This is a genomic window from Vibrio aphrogenes, from assembly GCF_002157735.2.
Taxonomy (GTDB): Bacteria; Pseudomonadota; Gammaproteobacteria; order Enterobacterales; family Vibrionaceae; genus Vibrio; species Vibrio aphrogenes.
The window spans coordinates 1,407,932-1,427,137 of sequence record NZ_AP018689.1; the positions used below are offsets into that span (position 1 = coordinate 1,407,932).

The 19,206-nt window shown below is 41.9% G+C and carries 19 protein-coding genes; 9 read left to right on the top strand and 10 right to left on the bottom strand.

All coding sequences use genetic code 11. The features are described 5' to 3' along the window. Window positions 1-259 precede the first annotated feature (259 nt). Complete coding sequence (locus VCA1004_RS06375) at window positions 260-1,600, bottom strand: sodium-dependent transporter (protein ID WP_086984105.1); 1,341 nt, start codon at window positions 1,598-1,600, stop codon at window positions 260-262. Between the two features lie 386 nt (window positions 1,601-1,986). Here VCA1004_RS06375 and cls point away from each other — a divergent pair, with 386 nt between their 5' ends. The 3 genes from cls to VCA1004_RS06390 all read left to right on the top strand — a co-directional run bounded on the left by cls (window position 1,987) and on the right by VCA1004_RS06390 (window position 5,327). Next, window positions 1,987-3,441, top strand: a complete 1,455-nt coding sequence (cls, locus tag VCA1004_RS06380) for a cardiolipin synthase (protein WP_086984102.1) — start codon at window positions 1,987-1,989, stop codon at window positions 3,439-3,441. A 38-nt stretch (window positions 3,442-3,479) separates the two neighbouring features. Further along, a complete protein-coding gene (locus tag VCA1004_RS06385; protein ID WP_086984099.1) occupies window positions 3,480-4,682 on the top strand; it encodes a cystathionine beta-lyase in 1,203 nt (400 codons plus the stop codon). A 213-nt stretch (window positions 4,683-4,895) separates the two neighbouring features. Then, complete coding sequence (locus tag VCA1004_RS06390) at window positions 4,896-5,327, top strand: EamA family transporter (RefSeq protein WP_086984096.1); 432 nt, start codon at window positions 4,896-4,898, stop codon at window positions 5,325-5,327. A gap of 89 nt (window positions 5,328-5,416) precedes the next feature. Here VCA1004_RS06390 and VCA1004_RS06395 read toward each other — a convergent pair whose 3' ends face one another. The 7 genes from VCA1004_RS06395 to pspA form a co-directional block, all read right to left on the bottom strand. After that, entirely contained in the window at window positions 5,417-6,223 is an 807-nt protein-coding gene (locus VCA1004_RS06395) for a siderophore-interacting protein (protein WP_086984093.1), read from the bottom strand. A 2-nt stretch (window positions 6,224-6,225) separates the two neighbouring features. Next, window positions 6,226-6,960, bottom strand: coding sequence for a recombinase family protein (locus VCA1004_RS06400; protein WP_086984089.1), 735 nt, complete (start codon window positions 6,958-6,960; stop codon window positions 6,226-6,228). Between the two features lie 194 nt (window positions 6,961-7,154). Beyond that, a complete protein-coding gene (locus tag VCA1004_RS06405; protein WP_331813066.1) occupies window positions 7,155-8,021 on the bottom strand; it encodes a BCCT family transporter in 867 nt (288 codons plus the stop codon). Window positions 8,022-8,371: 350 nt separating this feature from the next. Beyond that, window positions 8,372-8,950, bottom strand: coding sequence for a DNA-3-methyladenine glycosylase I (locus VCA1004_RS06410; RefSeq protein WP_086984085.1), 579 nt, complete (start codon window positions 8,948-8,950; stop codon window positions 8,372-8,374). An 80-nt stretch (window positions 8,951-9,030) separates the two neighbouring features. Further along, window positions 9,031-9,420, bottom strand: coding sequence for an envelope stress response membrane protein PspC (gene pspC, locus VCA1004_RS06415; RefSeq protein WP_086984659.1), 390 nt, complete (start codon window positions 9,418-9,420; stop codon window positions 9,031-9,033). Window positions 9,421-9,424: 4 nt separating this feature from the next. After that, window positions 9,425-9,655 carry an envelope stress response membrane protein PspB gene (gene pspB / locus VCA1004_RS06420; protein WP_086984081.1) on the bottom strand — a complete coding sequence of 77 codons (231 nt, stop codon included), beginning with the start codon at window positions 9,653-9,655 and terminating at the stop codon, window positions 9,425-9,427. Window positions 9,656-9,749: 94 nt separating this feature from the next. Beyond that, complete coding sequence (gene pspA, locus VCA1004_RS06425) at window positions 9,750-10,418, bottom strand: phage shock protein PspA (protein ID WP_086984078.1); 669 nt, start codon at window positions 10,416-10,418, stop codon at window positions 9,750-9,752. 199 nt (window positions 10,419-10,617) lie between these two features. Between pspA and pspF the strand changes: the two genes are divergently transcribed. The 6 genes from pspF (at window position 10,618) to VCA1004_RS06455 (ending at window position 17,030) form a co-directional block, all read left to right on the top strand. Then, window positions 10,618-11,676, top strand: a complete 1,059-nt coding sequence (gene pspF / locus VCA1004_RS06430; protein ID WP_086984075.1) for a phage shock protein operon transcriptional activator — start codon at window positions 10,618-10,620, stop codon at window positions 11,674-11,676. Between the two features lie 79 nt (window positions 11,677-11,755). Then, the gene (locus tag VCA1004_RS06435) at window positions 11,756-13,378 is read left to right on the top strand and encodes an ABC transporter substrate-binding protein (RefSeq protein ID WP_086984072.1); all 1,623 of its coding nucleotides are present in this window, start codon (window positions 11,756-11,758) and stop codon (window positions 13,376-13,378) included. Next, complete coding sequence (locus VCA1004_RS06440) at window positions 13,378-14,340, top strand: ABC transporter permease (protein WP_086984070.1); 963 nt, start codon at window positions 13,378-13,380, stop codon at window positions 14,338-14,340. The genes VCA1004_RS06435 and VCA1004_RS06440 overlap by 1 nt, the downstream gene beginning before the upstream one ends. After that, the gene (locus VCA1004_RS06445) at window positions 14,327-15,214 is read left to right on the top strand and encodes an ABC transporter permease subunit (protein ID WP_086984067.1); all 888 of its coding nucleotides are present in this window, start codon (window positions 14,327-14,329) and stop codon (window positions 15,212-15,214) included. The genes VCA1004_RS06440 and VCA1004_RS06445 overlap by 14 nt, the downstream gene beginning before the upstream one ends. Next, window positions 15,214-16,245, top strand: a complete 1,032-nt coding sequence (locus tag VCA1004_RS06450) for a peptide ABC transporter ATP-binding protein (RefSeq protein ID WP_086984064.1) — start codon at window positions 15,214-15,216, stop codon at window positions 16,243-16,245. Before VCA1004_RS06445 ends, VCA1004_RS06450 begins: the two co-directional genes overlap by 1 nt. Next, the gene (locus VCA1004_RS06455; protein ID WP_086984061.1) at window positions 16,242-17,030 is read left to right on the top strand and encodes a peptide ABC transporter ATP-binding protein; all 789 of its coding nucleotides are present in this window, start codon (window positions 16,242-16,244) and stop codon (window positions 17,028-17,030) included. The genes VCA1004_RS06450 and VCA1004_RS06455 overlap by 4 nt, the downstream gene beginning before the upstream one ends. Before the next feature lie 121 nt (window positions 17,031-17,151). On the opposite strand, the gene VCA1004_RS06460 is transcribed toward VCA1004_RS06455, so the two are convergent. Both VCA1004_RS06460 and VCA1004_RS06465 read right to left on the bottom strand, forming a co-directional pair. Continuing rightward, window positions 17,152-17,637, bottom strand: coding sequence for a response regulator (locus tag VCA1004_RS06460; RefSeq protein ID WP_086984058.1), 486 nt, complete (start codon window positions 17,635-17,637; stop codon window positions 17,152-17,154). 102 nt (window positions 17,638-17,739) lie between these two features. After that, window positions 17,740-19,152 (bottom strand): SLC13 family permease, encoded by a 1,413-nt coding sequence (locus VCA1004_RS06465; RefSeq protein WP_086984055.1) that lies wholly within the window; start codon window positions 19,150-19,152, stop codon window positions 17,740-17,742. Between the last annotated feature and the right edge of the window lie 54 nt (window positions 19,153-19,206).

Sequence of the window (19,206 nt, forward strand, 5' to 3'; positions counted from 1 at the left end):
ATAAATAACATGAATACGAGCAATCCAAAGTAGCAAATATATAAATAAGAAAAGTACTATGTTTGTATTAAAAATCAGGTGATTTTTTAAATGTTATTTAAAAACTCCAATATCAAACAGATGAAGGCAAAACAAAAAAACCTGACTCCGGTAGAATACCGAAATCAGGCCTTAGAAGCCGCATAACAGAAATGACCAACTTTATGGGGTTCACTTCAGGGCACTTGATTCTTAACGCTTTATCGTCACTGTTTCATGTTTAAATAGTCACCCAGAACACCATCGCCATTAAAATTGGACAAACATAGCGTAAATAGTTTGGCCAGCAACGCCAAAATAGGCTGTTTTCAATCTCAGGATGACCTTGTTGTAACTCTTCTAATAATTTCGCGCGACTCCAAACCCAGCCAGCACAGATTGCCCATACTAAACCGAGTAATGGCTGTAAATACACCGTTGAAATAGTGATCACTAAGCCAAATAATGTCTCAAAATGATACACAATGGCGGCGGCCATCACTAAAGCTAGCCCACCTATCCACCAAACGGCTTTATTACGCGACAGTCCTAACTCTTCAATCGAGCAAGACACTGGAACTTCTAACATTGAGATCGATGAGGTTAATGCGGCAATTAGCATCAAAGCGAAAAATAAAATACTGACTACAATACCAATGCTGCCCATAGTATCGAACATTGCAGGTAATACCGTAAAGACCAGCGTATCGGAATTAAGCAACTGCCCAGTCTCACTGTAAATGGAAACACCATTTTTTTGTGCAACAAACATCGCTGGTAAAATAAGTAAGCCGGCTCCGAATGCAATCCCAGTATCGATCATTGCAACTTGAGCGGCTGTTTTAGGAATGTTGACATGTTTAGGTAAGTACGAGCCATATACGATCATCACCGTTACCCCAAGCGATAATGAGAAAAAAGCTTGCCCCATTGCACCGACGATTAAATCAGCATTAAAATGCGACAAGTCAGGTACAAGATACATTTTTAACCCTTCCATTGCGCCATCTTGCGTCAAAATATAACCAATCATGACGACAAATAATGCCACTAAAATCGGCATCAATCGTGATGACCAACGCTCTATTCCGGCGGTTACTCCTCCCATCACCACTTTCATCGTTATCGCAATAAAGAGAAAGGCTAACAATAGGTTACGCTCAGTACTAAACTGCTCTAACCAATGTGCGGTCGCTGACATGCCTAACAACTCTAAAATAGGGCTCACTAAATAACCGACTAACCAGCCAGCTAAAATAGAGTAAAAGCTCAATATCATTAAAGCCGTTAATAAACCCAAAACTCCAAAACCAACAGGAAGGCGACTTTGCTTAGGCCAAATACGAGTTACGGAGCGCAACGGGTTGGCTTGACCATAACGCCCTATCGTCAATTCAGCAATCAACATAGGGAGCGCTAGAACCACCACCATAAACAAATAAACCAGTAAAAAAACTGCCCCACCATTACTGGCGGCTTGTGTTGGAAACCCCCATACATTACCTAAACCCACAGCGGAACCCGCCGCTGCCATAATAAATCCAAGTCGAGAGCTAAATTGTGCCCGTGATCCTGCTGCCATTTTATTTTCCATTACAAAAAGATTTACGTATATGTAAAAAAATACGTACACCTATAAAGTTTTAATTTATCAAAAGGGGTTGCAATTAAAGCAGCTTATAGAATCAGTTGAAAGAAAAATTAGAATAAAACTCAAATTTTCACTGCAAAGTGAGTTAAAAACAGATAGGCCAGTGAAATAACCAGTGAATAATTAATTTTTTAAGGCGGTTTTATAGAAGAAATAGCTAAATGAAATTTAAAGATGATTTCATCCTTTCTTTTGACCAAGTAAGCAACTTCAAGAGGTCATATCTTCTATAATTGCCCCCGGCAGATTAAGATGCAAACTTCACATCAAACAGTGATAGTATCGGGCTCTATTAAGCAGTGGTGTCAAAGGAATAGATGGAAAAGTTTTATCAAATCTTAGCGTTAGCTGGCGTAATTAGTTACTGGCTATTAGTCGCGATTGTCACTATCCGTGTCGTATTCAAACGCCGCGCGGTAAGTGTGTCGCTTGCTTGGTTAATGATCATTTACATCATTCCTTTTGTGGGCGTGTTATTTTACCTTTTATTCGGTGAACTGAATTTAGGTCGCACGCGTGCTGAACGCTCTAAAAATATGTTTACCCCTTATGGTGAATGGTTCACTCAATTGCACGAATGCCAAGCCCACCAGCCGAATTTACTTAATTTACAATTGGCGCAGATCCATGATCTATGCACTAACCGCACCGCTATTCCTGCACTTTGCGGTAATAGTTTGTCGCTACAAGACACACCCGATAAAATCTTACGTTCGATCATCCATGATATTGAAGATGCTCAGCATACTATTCGTATGGAGTTTTATATTTGGCAAAATGGAGGATTAATTGATGCCATCAACTCGGCACTCATCCAAGCGGCCAAGCGAGGCGTAAACGTACGCATCTTGATCGACTCAGCCGGAAGTCCCAAATTTTTCCGTAGCCATTGGTATAAATTGATGCTCAAGGCTGGGATCGATATCCGTCAAGCTTTGGAAGTGAATGCATTTCGAATGTTCTTCCGTCGCTTAGATCTACGCTTGCATCGTAAAATCATTACCATTGATGACGAAGTCGGCTATACCGGCTCAATGAATATGGTCGATCCTGAATTCTTTAAAAAAGATGCTGGCGTGGGTGAATGGATTGATATTATGGTGAGAATGACCGGCCCTACCGTCAATGTATTGGCAGCCATTCATGCTTGGGATTGGGAAGTGGAAACGGGAATACGTGAGCTACCTACCTTCCCTGTCTGCGCTCTTGAGAATAACGGCGCATTGCATCCTATCCAAGTTGTCCCGTCTGGGCCAGGGATGCCAGAAAACCTAATTCAGCAAGTGCTGTCATTGGCCATTAACCAAGCTAAAAAGTCGGTTCGTATCACAACCCCTTATTTTGTGCCGAGCGATACTCTAATCCAAGTGATTAAAATGACCGCACAACGTGGTGTGGTGGTTGAACTGATCATCCCCAAGAAAAACGATTCCTTGTTAGTGAGTTGGGCGTCTAAATCCTACTTTAGTGAACTCATGGAAGCCGGGGTAAAAATTTATGAGTTTGATGCGGGGTTACTGCATACTAAGTCGGTCGTGATTGACCAACAATATTGTCTGGTTGGCAGTGTTAACTTAGATATGAGAAGCTTATGGCTCAATTTTGAATTAACATTAGCCGTTGATGACTATGAATTCACTAAAGAACTGTATTGGGTTCAAGAAAATTATTTGCAACAATCCACCCCTATCTCACACGAAAGATGGAAGCAACGTACTTTTGGCCATCGCATGTTAGAGCGGATTTTCTACTTATTTAATCCCTTGCTTTAATCTCATCACACACGTTGCTATCAATATAAGGATATACAATGTCAAAAAAATTCGAAACCAAACTCGTCACCGCAGGACGCAATAAAAAATGGACACACGGTGTGGTTAACCCACCTGTACAACGTGCTTCTACGATTGTTTTTGATACTGTCGCTGAGAAAAATGAAGCGACCATGAAGCGTCAAGGTCACACCTTATTTTATGGTCGCCGAGGAACAGAAACTCATTTTGCTTTTCAAGAAGCAATGACGCAAATCGAAGGTGGTGCAGGTTGTGCGCTCTACCCTTGTGGTGCGGCGGCGATTACCAACGCTATCCTCTCGTTTGTCGAACAAGGCGATCATGTATTAATGGTCGATAGTTGCTATGAACCAACTCGTGATTTTTGTAATATCATTTTGAAGAAAATGGGGATCGAAACAACCTATTATGAGCCCACCATTGGTGAAGGGATCCGTGAATTGATCCGCCCCAATACCAAAATTTTATTTACGGAATCTCCTGGTTCTTACACGATGGAAGTACAAGATGTTCCGACCTTAGCTCGCATTGCTCATGAACAAGATATTATTGTTATGCTCGACAATACTTGGGGCGCAGGGGTGAACTTTTCTCCTTTTGAGCACGGCGTGGATATCTCTATTCAAGCGGCGACCAAATACATCGTGGGGCACTCTGATGTCATGCTCGGCACGGCGGTTGCCAACGAAAAATATTGGCCTCAATTACGCGAACAGAGCTATTTATTAGGTCAATGTGTCTCACCGGATGATGCCTATACCGCTTTACGAGGCTTACGTACCTTAGGCGTCCGCTTAAAACAACATGAGCAAAATAGCATTGCGATTGCGAAATGGCTCGCAACTAGACCTGAAGTCGATCATGTTCGTCACCCAGCCCTTGCCTCTTGCCCGGGCCATGAGTATTTTGTCCGTGATTTTAAAGGGGCAAATGGCTTGTTCTCTTTTGTCTTAAAAACCACAAAAAAACAAGCTACCACAGCGCTTCTTGATACCGTTGAACACTTTAGCATGGGGTATTCTTGGGGAGGCTATGAGAGTTTAATTTTAGCCAATGAACCAAGCAGTTTTGACCATATGCGTACTATTTCTAACCCACATTTTTCAGGGACATTAATACGCCTTCATATTGGCTTAGAAAATGTTGATGACTTGATTGCAGATTTAAAGCGCGGCTTTCAAGCGTATAATGCCGTGTGTCATAACCAATCTGAGTCTTAACACCATTTGCTTACCTAAGGCTTAGTCAAAAGGTCATAACAACTAGCACCTTATGAAAGTGACCCTCAATAATTGGAATCCAACTATTGAGGGTCACTTGATTTTGGTCTTTTCTGTTTTTACTTCAATAATATAAATGAATATTACTCTCATTTAATGAATGGATTAGGTTATAATCATGCCTTTATAGTTCCCCTTTAAGGATTGATGATTATGCCATCTACTTCATGGTTATTTTGGGCCTTGTTATCGGCAGGGTTTGCTGCCATGACCGCCATTTTTACTAAGCTCGGAGTGAATAATATCAATTCCGATTTCGCAACCTTTATCCGTACTTGTGTGATTTTAGTGTTGGTAGGCGGCATCGCATTTTTTACTAAACAGTTTCAACCTATCAGCTCTATTTCATCTAAAGGCTTACTTTTTCTTATTTTATCCGGACTCGCTACTGGAGCATCTTGGCTTTGTTATTTCCGTGCCATGAGCTTAGGACAGGTCTCTCAAGTCGCACCGGTTGACAAATTAAGTGTGATTTTAGTGGCGATATTTGGGGTGTTATTATTAGGAGAACACTTGAGCGCTATGAACTGGCTAGGTGTTGCCTTGATCACAGTCGGTGTGGTAATGATTTCTTGGCAAGGTTAACAGACGAATCAACATAACGAATAAAAAATATAAGGCGAGCCATTATGATTGACTCGCCTTTCACTCTTTTTATTTCTAAATCAAATACTTTACTGGGTTAGGCTTTCCGCATCTTCTCGCTTGATCACTTTATGCCCATCTTCTGTGATACCTTGTTTCCAGTAACTACTGAAATAGCTTTTTTCTCGTTGCACGCAGTCATGCTCAGTAAAGTAATTACGGATAGACTTCATCGCGGAAAACTCACAAGCACACCAAATCGCTATGTCGTTTTTCTCGCCAACGTTAATCACCTTAAGCGCGGTAACGGCGTCAGCCAATTGCTCTGACTCAGTGCCCACTACCGTAATAAGTTGCACACCTTGAGGTAAGGCTAATTCCGGCTTATCAGCTTCTGTTGCTATTTGAACTACCACATAGCCTTGCGCGCTATCATTCAAGGTATCTAGCTTAGCTTTCATCGCTGGAATGGCCGTCATATCCGCCACCAAAACGACTTGCTCGGCATGAAAATCAATATCTTGGCTTTTCCCTGGGCCTCCAATATAAATTTCATCTCCAGCTTGTGCCGCCATGGCCCAATTAACGGCATAACCACCTTGTTCAGGATTCACTGCATGTGAAGACTCATGAATCACGAAATCCACGCTGATTTTACCAAGCTCGATATCCAATTCACTGATGGTATAAGTTCGCATCAGTGGACGCTCATTATCAGACAATAAGTCAATATTGGTGTGCCCTTGCGGATGGAACATCAGTTTAATGTAGTTACCTAGATCCGACTTTTGTAGTGTCTTCAAATCTTCACCTTGTAGAACAATACGTTGCATAGTCGGTGACACTTTAAACACTTCAACTACACAAGTGTGTTTTGGCTTACGATTTGGTTTCATGGTTATTCCTTCTCTTGTGTATTAGGTTGTGCCGTCATTGGTTTTCCATGACGATGTTGACCTTGTTTGCCATGTGTTCTGTGACCATGACCATGCTTACCTTTACCATGATGAGGCCTCATGCCCCCTTGATCTTGGCATTGTTTACGGTATTGTAATTTCGCTTTCACTCGTTTTACGGTGGAAAGGCTACTGCCAGTTTCGTCAGCAATGGCTTGGAGTGTTTTATCGGTTGCCAATAAATGGGCAATTTTTTGATGCACTTCATGATTAGCGCGACGCCCCTGAAACTTGGACTCCCATTCTTCAGGATTGGTTCTTAATTTTCTGCGCCCTAATTCAGCCGCCATCAACCGTTGTTGAGTTTCCACTTCCTCATAACCCTTAATTAAACGCAATAAAGCATCGCTTTGGGGATCATTAGGTGTAAATAATAAATCTTGATGATAGGTTTTGACATGAATATTATCAGCTAGCAACTTAGCGATCACCTCATAAGCGCCTTTAAACCCTAAGCCGAAATCCGTCATCCACCAGATCAATAAAGTATCTCCAGCTTGCAAATGCTCATAGGCTTTTTGAAATTCTGGTCTTTCTTCTAAAGGCACATTACCACGTACCCCACGCTCAACAAATAAGGCATCTTGACTTGCCGCTTGCATTACTTCAATTCGATGATCGATATCCGCCACTTTAGGTGACACTCTTAAATAAGCAACAGTTTTAGGATTATTCATAAATCCTCCTTCGATAGATGAAACCACATTGGTTCATTTAGTGTTGTTGAAGTTATAATGAACCCAAAAAGCTCAAAAGTCAACACCACACTAAATGAACCAAAAAGCCAGATTCAACGATAAAAAAAGCCTTACCAATTTCTTGATAAGGCTTACTCTTTTTATAGGCTATGTGTAGTTATCCGCAGCTGAGGTTAGTTAGATGGTTGCTCTGGCGGAGTATCATCATCATGCTCTTCCATATTCCAAGGTAAGATACCTGGTGAAATATGAATAAAGTGAAGATAACGTTCAAACTGATTCAAAATATCATTGATGATATCTTGCTGTTCATAGTTATACACGTCGTAAGCCTGCCCACCACGACGCAAGAAAACTTCAGCGCGGTAGTAATATTCATCTTCTGGCTCTTCACCTTCATAAGCAAACTCTGGCATCTCATAACCCCGCAAGCGAATCTCATAAATAAATTCAACTTGCCCTTCTTTAAATACCTCAAAGTGTGCACGACATAACTCTTCATCGAAAGTCACTTCAGCTTGCCATTCTTGTGCTTCAAGCTCTTGCTCTACTTTCCGCATACTCTCTAGCGCCGTTACCTTAATGAATTTCTCGACATCACTACGAGCAGGGAAATCCACTAAGTTAGCCAGACGTTTTTTCCACATTCCCTTACCACTCGGGCCTGACGTAGTTTGTTGAGTCTGCATATATTGTTGCTGACTACTTTCATGATGTCCTTCAATACGCAAAGCTTTAATCATGCCAACCATAGCAATCAGCATAATGATCGCAAATGGTAAGGCACTCACGACACTCGCGGTTTGAAGTGCACCTAAACCACCAGCCAGTAACAATACAGAAGCAACAATCCCCTCCGTTGCTACCCAGAATGTACGTTGCCATACCGGTGTATGTTGTGCGCCACCAGAAGCCAGTGAGTCAATCACTAAAGACCCCGAGTCAGAGGAGGTAACAAAGAACGTAATGATCAAAATAACCGTGATAAAAGAAATGATCGAGGTCATAGGTAAGCGTTCAAACAACTTAAACAGCGCAATCGCATTGTTGTCTTAAAACAGGAATTAAAACCGTCGATGACCTTTTTTGCGTCTCTCCTTTGAAAAAATAAAAATCTATTATTGTTATGCTATTCGTGTTCAATCACCTAATCACGTCCAGTCACCTAACCAACAATAAAATACAATAACAACAATGTAGTAACATTTAATTCAGAATACAAAACGGTGACTTTAATATCCATAAGTTTTGCAAGGATAAAGCCTTAAACTGACACAGATGAACAAAAATCAAACAACACATTCAAATAGCAAACTCGGTAAGATCGATTTCCATTTATGTACCAAAGAATTATGAAGCAATTGATTCACCTGATATTCGTTTTATTTTTCTATTTCACGGGTAAATAACACTTTTCAAAACATGGACAATCAACAACATGATCATTCACCATCCCCACCGCTTGCATAAAGGCATAACAAATGGTTTCGCCCATAAATTTAAAGCCGCGTTTTTTTAAGAACTTGCTCATAGCTTGTGCTTGGGCACTGGTTGTCGGAATCTCGGACATCGATTGTCTTTTCGGTTGCAAAGGAACGCCATCGACAAATTGCCACAATGCTGCTTGTAAGGAACCAAACTCTTGTTGTAATGCTAGTGCTGCCCTAGCATTAGAGAAGACTGAGGCAATTTTGCCTTTGTGCTTAACTACATCAAAATTTTCAATAATATAAGGCACACGATCTTCGTGATATTGGGCTAAAGTAGCGATATCAAATCCTTCAAAAGCAGCATGATAACCCGCTCGTTTATTTAAAATCGTACGCCAACTGAGGCCCGCTTGTGCGCCTTCTAAACATATAAATTCAAATAAAATTGTGTCATCAAAGACCGGCACGCCCCATTCTTGATCATGATACTCACGTTCATTGTCATGCTTCATTGCCCAGCCACAGGTTGTATCGTTCATGTTGCTATCTCATATAAAAAAACCTCTGTACAGCATAACTGATACAGAGGCATTCTCATTCATTTTTGTCAGCTTAATGATTAAAGCTGACGAAATTCTTTATTCACTTTATACGCATCTGAAGTGACATAGGCTTCCATTTGGCGCACTTTGGTTTCTATTTGTGAATATTCTTTATTCAAATCAGCCAACAATTCCGATGGTAGTTGTCCGGTTTGCCACGGCTTACTTTTTAACGTGTGGTCAAAATCAAATTCGTCAGCGGCCACTAGATCATCTGGGCGTTTCTCAAGCATTAGCCATAAGCCAACATAGGCAAAAACAATCAAAATACCACCGCCGAGTAAGAAAGCGGAGACCACAATAATACGTACCCACCAGACTTCCATGGAAAAATAGCGCCCTAAGCCAGCACAGACACCGGCGATTTTGCCATTTTTCGGTTCACGGTACAGCGCTTTACGATTCATCCCATTAGCCATGCTCATTTCTCCAATTCGGTGATTCGACATCAAGGATTTTCTCTAATGTTTTGACCCGCTGTTGCACGCTTTCTGCTCGCTCTGCTAACGTTTTAAGTTGCTCAAGTTCTTCATTGGATAATCCATGAGCTACCTTACGTTTACTACGGTAATGCAGCAGCAGCCACAATGGCGCGACAAAAATCAAGAACACAATTAAAGGTGCGACAAATAAAGTACTCATTAACAGCTCCTAACCTACCCATTACAACGCTGTGATAGCTACCTTGATACGGTTACCTTGACCTTCAGCGTTGTAATTATTATTAAATTTTTAATTAATGACTATCTTGCAGGCTTTTTTTAAGCTTGGCTAATTCTTTTTCAATTTCATCATCGGCTTGCAACTCTGCAAATTCTTGGTTGAGATCTTTGCCTTTATTGCCCAAATCATAACTGTCCGCTTCAGCTTCAAGTTCATCAATTTTTCGCTCATATTGGGCAAACTTCGACATCGCTTCTTCAGTTTTTCCAGTATGCAACTGCTTTTTGATATCACGGCGGTGAGTCGCAGTTTGTTTGCGCATCACAATCGATTGCTGCTTAGCGCGCGTTTCCGTAATTTTGGTTTCCAGCTTCGTAACTTCACTAGACAATTTTTCAATTGACTCATCCAATAAGGTTTTTTCTGTGCGTAAGTGTTTTAATTGTTCTTCCAGTTTTTGTTTTTCAATTAAAGCTGCGCGCGCCAGATCTTCACGCTGTTTTTGAATCGCCAGTGATGCTTTGGCTTGCCACTCATGAATATGCTCTTCAAGAAATTCAATACGACGAACCAGCTCTTTATTATCAGCCAAAGCTTTTGCTGAATGCGTGCGAACTTCCACTAAAGTGTCTTCCATTTCTTGGATGATCAAACGAATCATCTTTTCAGGATCTTCCGCCTTATCCAATAATGAGCTGATATTTGAATTAACGATATCGGCAAAACGTGAAAAAATACCCATGTTGTGTTCCTTCTGTTATCGCAGTCTATAAAGTGATGGCAATCTATTTTTAGTGCCGTTGTTATCTACAATACACAAAGCGTGCCAATTCTTAATCTATTGTTTTTAATGCACTATTTTTATTTTCATTAATATCTCTTGCATTCATGTAAGCATTTTGACTAACTATTAGTAAATTTAGCCGCAAGGTAGGTCATTAATGAAAACGCAAAACATTATTGGTGAATCTGCGTCTTTCTTAGCCGCACTCGATAAAACCTCGCAACTCGCTGCCATCGAAAGGCCAGTCTTGATCATGGGTGAACGTGGCACGGGTAAAGAACTGATTGCGCAACGCTTACATTATTTATCCAAACGCTGGCAACACCCTTTGGTGAGTTTAAATTGCTCAGCTTTGAATGATGGCTTGATCGATTCTGAGTTATTCGGCCATGAATCCGGCTCGTTTACTGGCTCGAAAGGTCAACATAAAGGACGTTTTGAAAGAGCGGAAAATGGCACGCTCTTTCTCGATGAACTGGCAACCGCCCCTTTCTCGGTACAAGAAAAGCTTTTACGTGTGATTGAATATGGCGAATACGAACGCGTTGGTGGCTACCGCACTTTACAAGCGAACGTACGCATCGTCTGTGCTACCAATGCTGATCTGCCCTCATTAGCACAACAAGGACAGTTCCGAGCAGACTTACTCGATCGCCTTGCCTTTGATGTGATTCACTTACCGCCATTACGAGAGCGACAGGAAGACATTCTGTTATTAGCCGAGCATTACGCCATTTTAATGTGTCAAGAGCTAAGTTTATCTATGTTTCACGGCTTTAGCCCACGAGTAAAAGCCGCCTTAATTGACTATGCATGGCCTGGTAATGTGCGAGAGCTCAAAAATGTGGTCGAACGAGCGGTGTACCGGCATGGTAATAAAGAGGGTTACATTGACGCTATTGAGTTTAATCCGTTTCAAACCGGAATGTCTAATCACACTACGGCCAATCACAATACTTCCAATTGCAATACTTCCAACCACAAAAAAAGTGACACTGTAACTGAAAAGCCAATTAATAACAGCCCTTTGGATGTATCGAGCCTTAAGTTGCCCATTGATTACAAACAATGGCAACAAGAACAAGATATTAGTCTCATTCAACACAGCCTACATCAAGCCAAATATCATCAGAGAAATGCAGCTAAACTCCTTGGCTTGAGCTACCATCAATTTAGGGGAATGTTACGAAAATACGACTTAATCGGTAAATTGTAATAGGCAATAATGTCCATCCGAAATCATCGACTCGGCAGCAACACGCCAGTTCTGAATTGAGCACTTGGAAAGAGGTTCTATGTTGACAAGATTATGCCGTCATTTAACACTCTGCTTAATGGGGGCACTACTCATTGGCTGTGATGACTCACAACAAGAAAACACTATTGAGCAAACGGGGTTTGTGTATTGTGGCACCAACCACCCACTGTTTCTTAACCCCCAACTCTCGGATGGCAGTGATAATATTAAATCGATTGGTCCGCAATTATTTAATTCATTATTGACTCTTGATCCGCAAAGCTTTCAACCGCTCCCCAGTCTTGCCACATCTTGGCAGGTTGACGACAACAAAACCGCCTATACTTTTACCTTACGTCAGAACGTACAATTTCATCACACCTCATGGTTCACACCAACTCGCGCGATGAATGCATCGGATGTGGTATTCAGTTTTAAGCGTCTGACTGACTCCAGTTCGCCTTACTATTATGTCAATGGCGGCCGTTATCCTTGGTTTGAGCGTATCGCCTTCCAATCTTTAATTAAGGATATTATCGCTATAGATGACTACCATGTGCGCTTTACCTTGCACCAACCAGACAATACTTTTTTAGATAATATTGCCACGGTTTTTGCCGCAATTCATTCTCAAGAATACGCTCAACAATTAGCGGCCAGAGGGGCTAAATCGCAACTGGATAACCGCCCAATTGGTACTGGGCCCTTTCAGCTCACCAGCAGCTACAAAAACACTTTAGTTCGGCTGGAGAAGAATCCTCATTATTGGCAAAGCTCACCCCATATGTCGCAAGTGGTGTTTGATTTTTCACACCGAGGTACTGGCACTTTAGCTAAACTACTGACTCGCGAGTGTGATGTCATGAGCGATCCCATCACCAGTCAGCTACTTTCTCTCGATAACAATACCGATATTCAATCTATCAGTAGCCAAGCCATGAACGTTGCTTTTATCTCTTTTAATACCCAACATTTTGCTCTTAATGATGTACGTGTTCGTCAGGCTTTGAGCTTTGCGATTAATCGTCAAAATATCATTGATGCGGTGTATTTTGGCCAAGGCCAGGTTGCGAGTTCATTATTACCTGAAGATTCATGGGCATATCAAGACAATCGTCTTCAAATTCGTTATGATCCGCAGTATGCTCAAGCGCTGCTACGGCAAGCAGGATATGATGACGGATTAAAGTTGACTATGTGGGTACCACTTTCAGCACAATCGTATAATCCGAGCCCTCATAAAACCGCCGAATTAATACAGTCAGACTTAGCCCAAATAGGGGTCGAACTCTCTATTTTAAGAGAACGTTATGTGGCGCGAGATTTTATGATTCAACCGCCTGAAGCTGAGCTGATCTTAACGGGTTGGGCGGCCAATACCGGTGAACCCGACAGCTTGTTACGACCGCAGTTATCATGCGGAGCACGCAGAGCAAATTTAAATGTATCGATGTGGTGTGATCCCGACTTCGATTTTTTATTGACGTTAGCCCGTGAAAGCGAGCAAACTCGTCACCGATTAAACTTATATCACCAAGCGCAAACGATGTTGACACAACAATTACCAATCATTCCGCTTGCTCATGGTGTACAGTACCAAGTTCATCACAGCTCGCTGAGCGGATTTAGATTAAATCCATATAATTCAGGCAGCTTTGAACACGTTGTAAGGGAAAAATAATGCTGGTTTATACCCTGCGCCGCATAAACTTATTCATCATCACTTTATTAATGTTGACCTTGGTTGGCTACAGTATCTTACGTTTGGACCCCCTTTCTCCATGGGCAATTCAAGACTTCTTTACCGGCTGGTTCAGCTATTTAAGTCAATTAGCGCAACTGAATTTTGGTGTCAATTTATACGGTGATCCAGTTATTGACGAAATCCAATCCGTGTTTCCTGCCACATTAGAGCTGTGCTTTTTTGCGATGATTTTATCTTTGCTCATAGGCATTCCAATTGGCACAATTGCCGGCATGCGCCAAGGTAAAATCGTCGATACCTTTATCTCATTTACCTCAATGGTTGGCTACTCTATCCCTATTTTTTGGATAGCCTTAATGCTGATCATGTTTTTCTCTTTAAAACTTGGTTATACCCCGATTTCAGGCAGACACGGTTTATTATTAGAAATTCCAACCATCACAGGTTTTGCCACCATTGATACCTTCTTATCGGATGCGCCTAATCGCAGCCAAATGATGCACAGTGTAGCGATGCACTTAATCTTACCTTGTCTGGTCCTTGCCTTAGCGCCAACCACAGAAGTGATCCGCATCATGCGCTCTTCAGTTTCAGAAGTGCGGAAACAAAACTATATTCGCGCAGCTCGTATTCGTGGTTTATCGACTTTTGAAATCATCTTCCAACACGTTCTTCGTAATGCCATTCCTCCTATTATTCCCAAAATAGGCGTGCAGTTATCGACCATGTTGACCTATGCCATCATCACTGAATCCATTTTTAACTGGCCGGGTATTGGCCGCTGGTTATTAGATGCACTGGCCAATAAAGACTTTGTTTCGATACAAGCGGGCGTCATGACCGTCGCCACATTGGTATTGTTCGTAAATATTCTGTCAGAGCTTATTGGCGCAATGGTTAACCCTTTAGTAAGGAAGCAGTGGTATGCTGTCAAATAACATCTATCAAGAAGATCGCATCCCAGGTCAATTTGAGCGTTTTTGGCGCAGTTATCGCACCAATAGCCTCGCCATGTTTGGATTATGGTGCTTTGCAGGGCTGTTGCTCATCACTATTTTTGCTCAATGGATTGCGCCACACGACCCTTTAATTCAAGCCAGCGAACGATTACAGCCACCTTCTTGGAACCCTGAAGGGAATGTCGATTATTTCTTAGGAACCGATGATATTGGCCGCGATATTCTTTCTCGCCTCATTATTGGCAGTCAATTAACCTTTGGCTCAGGATTGATCATTATGCTGATTGCGACCGTCATTGGTTGCACCATTGGTATTTTTGCCGGCATGACTAAAGGCATGTTGTCGAGCGTATTAAATCACCTTTTAGATACAGTAATGTCGATTCCATCTATTCTGCTGGCGATTATTTTTGTCGCCTTTTTAGGAACCGGTGAATTCAATATCTTATTGGCGATCGGCTTATCTTTGATCCCGCGTTTTATTCGTTCAGTTTACGTGGCAGTGAGTAGCGAAATGGAAAAAGATTACAATATCGCGGCGCGTCTCGATGGTGCGAACTCTTTCCACGTTTTATGGAGCTCCATCTTACCCAACTTATCAACCGTCATTGCCGCAGAAATGACGGTAGCCGCTTCTATGGCGATTTTAGACATCAGTGCCTTAGGATTTTTAGAACTGGGGGCACAATCTCCTTCTCCTGAATGGGGAACCATGTTGGGAGATTCGGTGGATCTGATTTATCTTGCGCCGTGGACCGTCACTCTGCCGGGAATTTTTATTATGTTTTCTGTCATCATCATCAATTTAGTTGGCGAAGGTGTTCGTAATGCGCTCAGTGCGGGGACAGAATAATGCCACTACTGGATATTAGAAATTTAACCATCGAAATTGAAACCCCACACGGCACCGTGAAAGCTGTTGAGCGAATGAGCTTAACCTTAAACGAAGGCGAGATCCGTGGTTTAGTGGGCGAATCAGGTTCCGGTAAAAGCTTGGTGGCTAAAGCCATTGTAGGACTGACTAAAGACACATGGAAAATCTCAGCCGACCGTATGAGGCTTGGGAATATTGACTTATTGCAGTTGACGGCAAAAGAACGACGTCGCGTGATCGCACGAGATATTGCGGTAATTTTCCAAGAGCCGGGCAGTTGTTTAGATCCTTCAGAACAAATTGGTCATCAGCTACGTGAAGCGATCCCCTCTTCTGCCTTTGAAGGCAAATGGTGGCAGCGTTGGCATTGGCGACATAAATCAGCTAAAGCGTTATTACACAAAGTTGGGATTAAAGATCACCGACAAGTCATGAATTGCTATCCATACGAGCTGACCGATGGTCAATGTCAAAAAATCATGATTGCTATGGCGATTGCCTCTAAACCCAAGCTCTTGATTGCCGACGAACCGACCAATGACCTTGATCCCATCACGCAATCACAAATACTGCGTCTATTGAGCCGTTTAAATCAAGTCAACAACACTACTATCATGTTGATCGGCCATGACTTGACTACGATTACCCAATGGGCAACACGGATTACGGTAATGTATTGTGGTCAATCGGTAGAATCGGCAGATACCAAATCGATTTTAGAAGAACCCAAGCACCCTTATACGGTTGCCTTGTTGCATGCGATGCCTGACTTTAATGATTGGATCCCTCATAAAAGCCGCTTACCGTCGCTGCCCGGTTCGATTCCTCCTCTACAGCACTTACCAATAGGTTGCCGTTTGGGGCCTCGCTGTCCTTATGCGCAAACTAAATGCGTCCATGTGCCGATCAGACGTAAAATCAAAAATCACAAATTCAGTTGCCACTTTCCGCTTAATATGGAAAAGCACACCCTGGCTGAGAAAAAAGTCATTATGGAGAAACAAGTATGAGTTCGCTGTTAGAAGTCATCGATTTATCGAAAAACTTTGTAACTCGTTCTGGCTTTTTCACCAAGCGAGTTCATCAGGCGGTAAAGCCAATTTCTTTTACATTAGATGCCGGACAAACTCTCGGCATTATTGGGCAGAATGGTTCAGGAAAATCGACCTTAGCCAAAATGCTCGCCGGCGTTATTGAACCCACTCATGGCAAAATTTTTGTCAATGGTGAACAATTATTTGATAAAGATTATTCAACGCGTTGTAAATTAATTCGCATGATTTTCCAAGATCCGAATACCTCGCTTAATCCACGTATTCAAATTGGAAAAATCCTCGAAGAGCCGTTAAAACGTAATACTCAAATGACACCAGAAGCGCGAACCATGCGGGTAAAAGAAACCCTCACGCGCGTTGGTTTGTTACCAGAACACGCTTATTTTTACCCACAAATGCTGGCAACCGGTCAAAAGCAGCGGGTTTGTTTAGCAAGAGCCTTGGTATTGCAACCCTCCGTCATTGTGGCAGATGAAGCTCTAAATGGGTTGGATATGGCGATGCGTTCACAGATCATCAATTTGTTTTTGGAATTACAAGAAGAAATGGGAGTGTCATTCGTGTATGTGTCTCAACACATTGGCGTGGTGAAACACATTACCGATAAAATCATGGTGATGCATGAAGGTGAAGTCGTTGAAACCGGAGATACACAAAAAATTATCGCCTCACCACAGCATTCAATTAGTCAAAAGCTGATAGAAAACCATTTCAATAAAACACCAAGTCATTTGAAATAAGGTTATCCAGTCTTATCTTTGAGCACCGCCTCAAGTTAGGCACTTAAAGGTGAGACTTCTCTCTAGGTCAATGTTACAGAACACGTTCGCATCAATTCCACATTGATTCTACAGAACAAGGTTATGACGTCACCCCTTGCAAATATTTAAAGATGGTTTCAGGGTCTAAAAAGGCTTGCCAAGGCTCGTATTCGATTCCTTTTTCAAAAATATATTCCGTCAGTAAAATACGAACTTCGGTAACCAAACATTCACTGTCCCACGGTTTACAAAAGAATCGGTCGATATGCGCTTTATTGATCGCATCGATGAGCATTTGATTATTGGGATTTTGAGACAGCATTACAGTTTTGGTATGGCAAAATCGCCTATCGTTGGCTAACTCTTGAAGCCAATCGACACCATCCAATCCAGGCATGTGTTGATCCGATACAATGACACAGGCATAGCAACCTTCTTGATCCAATTTATCTATCCATGACTGAGCATTAAAAGCATCTGAGCACAGTTTAATTTTGACCCAATCCGAAAATTCCGCTAAATCATGCGCTAATTGAAAAAGCACTTCTGGTTGGTCATCCACACAAATTATATGAAACTTTTCCATTTCTCATTCCCCTATTGACCCCAACCTTGACCCAAAATAAATTCTGTTCATTGAGGTCGATTGTTTACTGTTTCGCAAATCGTTTACTGTTTCACAGGTTGGTTAATGTTTCACAATATGCAAAATGGCAACCAGAACAAAACTCAAGGCAATCCCTAATAAACCAATAAAGATACCTACTTTTGCCATTTGGCTGGTTTGAATATGGCCTGTTGCATGTGCCAACGCATTAGGTGGTGTACTGATGGGCAAAGCCATCCCTAACGAAGCGGCAAAGGTAACTAATAAGATTAGCGTCGTTTGCCCGCCCATCCCTTCTAAACTGCTCATTGACGCCCCTAGTGCCGCCATGATCGGCATTAATAAGTTGGCAGTCGCTGTGTTTGACATAAAGTTTGCCATCAACAAGCTTAATAAAGCGGCCCCAACCAACACCACATACGGTGAGAAGTTACCAAATGGAATGCTATACACCAATAAGGCCGCTAAGCCACTTTTATCAAGCGCTAACCCTAAAGCAATCCCACCGGAAACCAGCCATAACACATCCCATGAGATTTGTTTTAAGTCTTCCTTATTAATGATCCCTGTCATTAAAAATACTGTGACCGGAATCATAGCAACGGTATAAGAGTTCATTCCATGTGCGCCGCCCATCAACCATAAAACAATCGTCGTAATGAACGTGATGTACACTACAAAAGCTTGTGGCGTTTTTAAGAATTGGCCTTTGATATCGAGTGAAATACTTTTTTGTTTCGCTGGAAAAAGAACAATAATAAACAACCAGGCGAACGCCATTAAAATCACCACAAATGGCACCCCAAACGCCATCCATTCACCAAATGAAATATTGCTTGAACCTTGCAAGTATTTTAAAGCAATCGCATTCGGAGGGGTGCCGATTGGGGTTCCGATCCCTCCAATATTCGCCGCTAAAGGAATGCATAATGCAAACGCTGTACGGCTTGGATCGCCCGGCTTTAATAGTGCCATCACCGGCGCTAAAATCGATAACATCATCGCGGTAGTAGCGGTGTTAGACATGAACATCGAGAACATCGCCGTAATCAACATCAAACCTAAAATCATATATTTAGGTTGCTCACCAAAGGGTTTTAACAAAACTCGCGCTAAGTTGATATCTAAGCGATATTTTGTTGCGGCAATAGCCAGAAAAAAACCACCTAGAAACAACATAATGATGGGGTTGGCGAAGGTTGCCATGATTTCAGTATGACTCATGACGGTGCCGTACCACGCTTCACCTTGTTGCCCAGTAAACCACACTAACGACTTATCTGAAATTAACAGAAGCTCAAAACAAATAATGGCGACTGAGGTGGCATAGATAGGAATAGGCTCTAAGACCCAGCTTAACGCAGCAAATAAAAAGATCGCCGCCACGCGTTGTTGAACAATGGTCATACCATCAAATGGGAACACTGACAGTGGCATAAAAAGCACAATCAATGGGATAACAATGGGAAAAATATAACGAAAATAATGGCGCATAGAAGGAGCTCTTAGAATAATTTCTTTCATTATTTATTCAATTTCACCCTCACT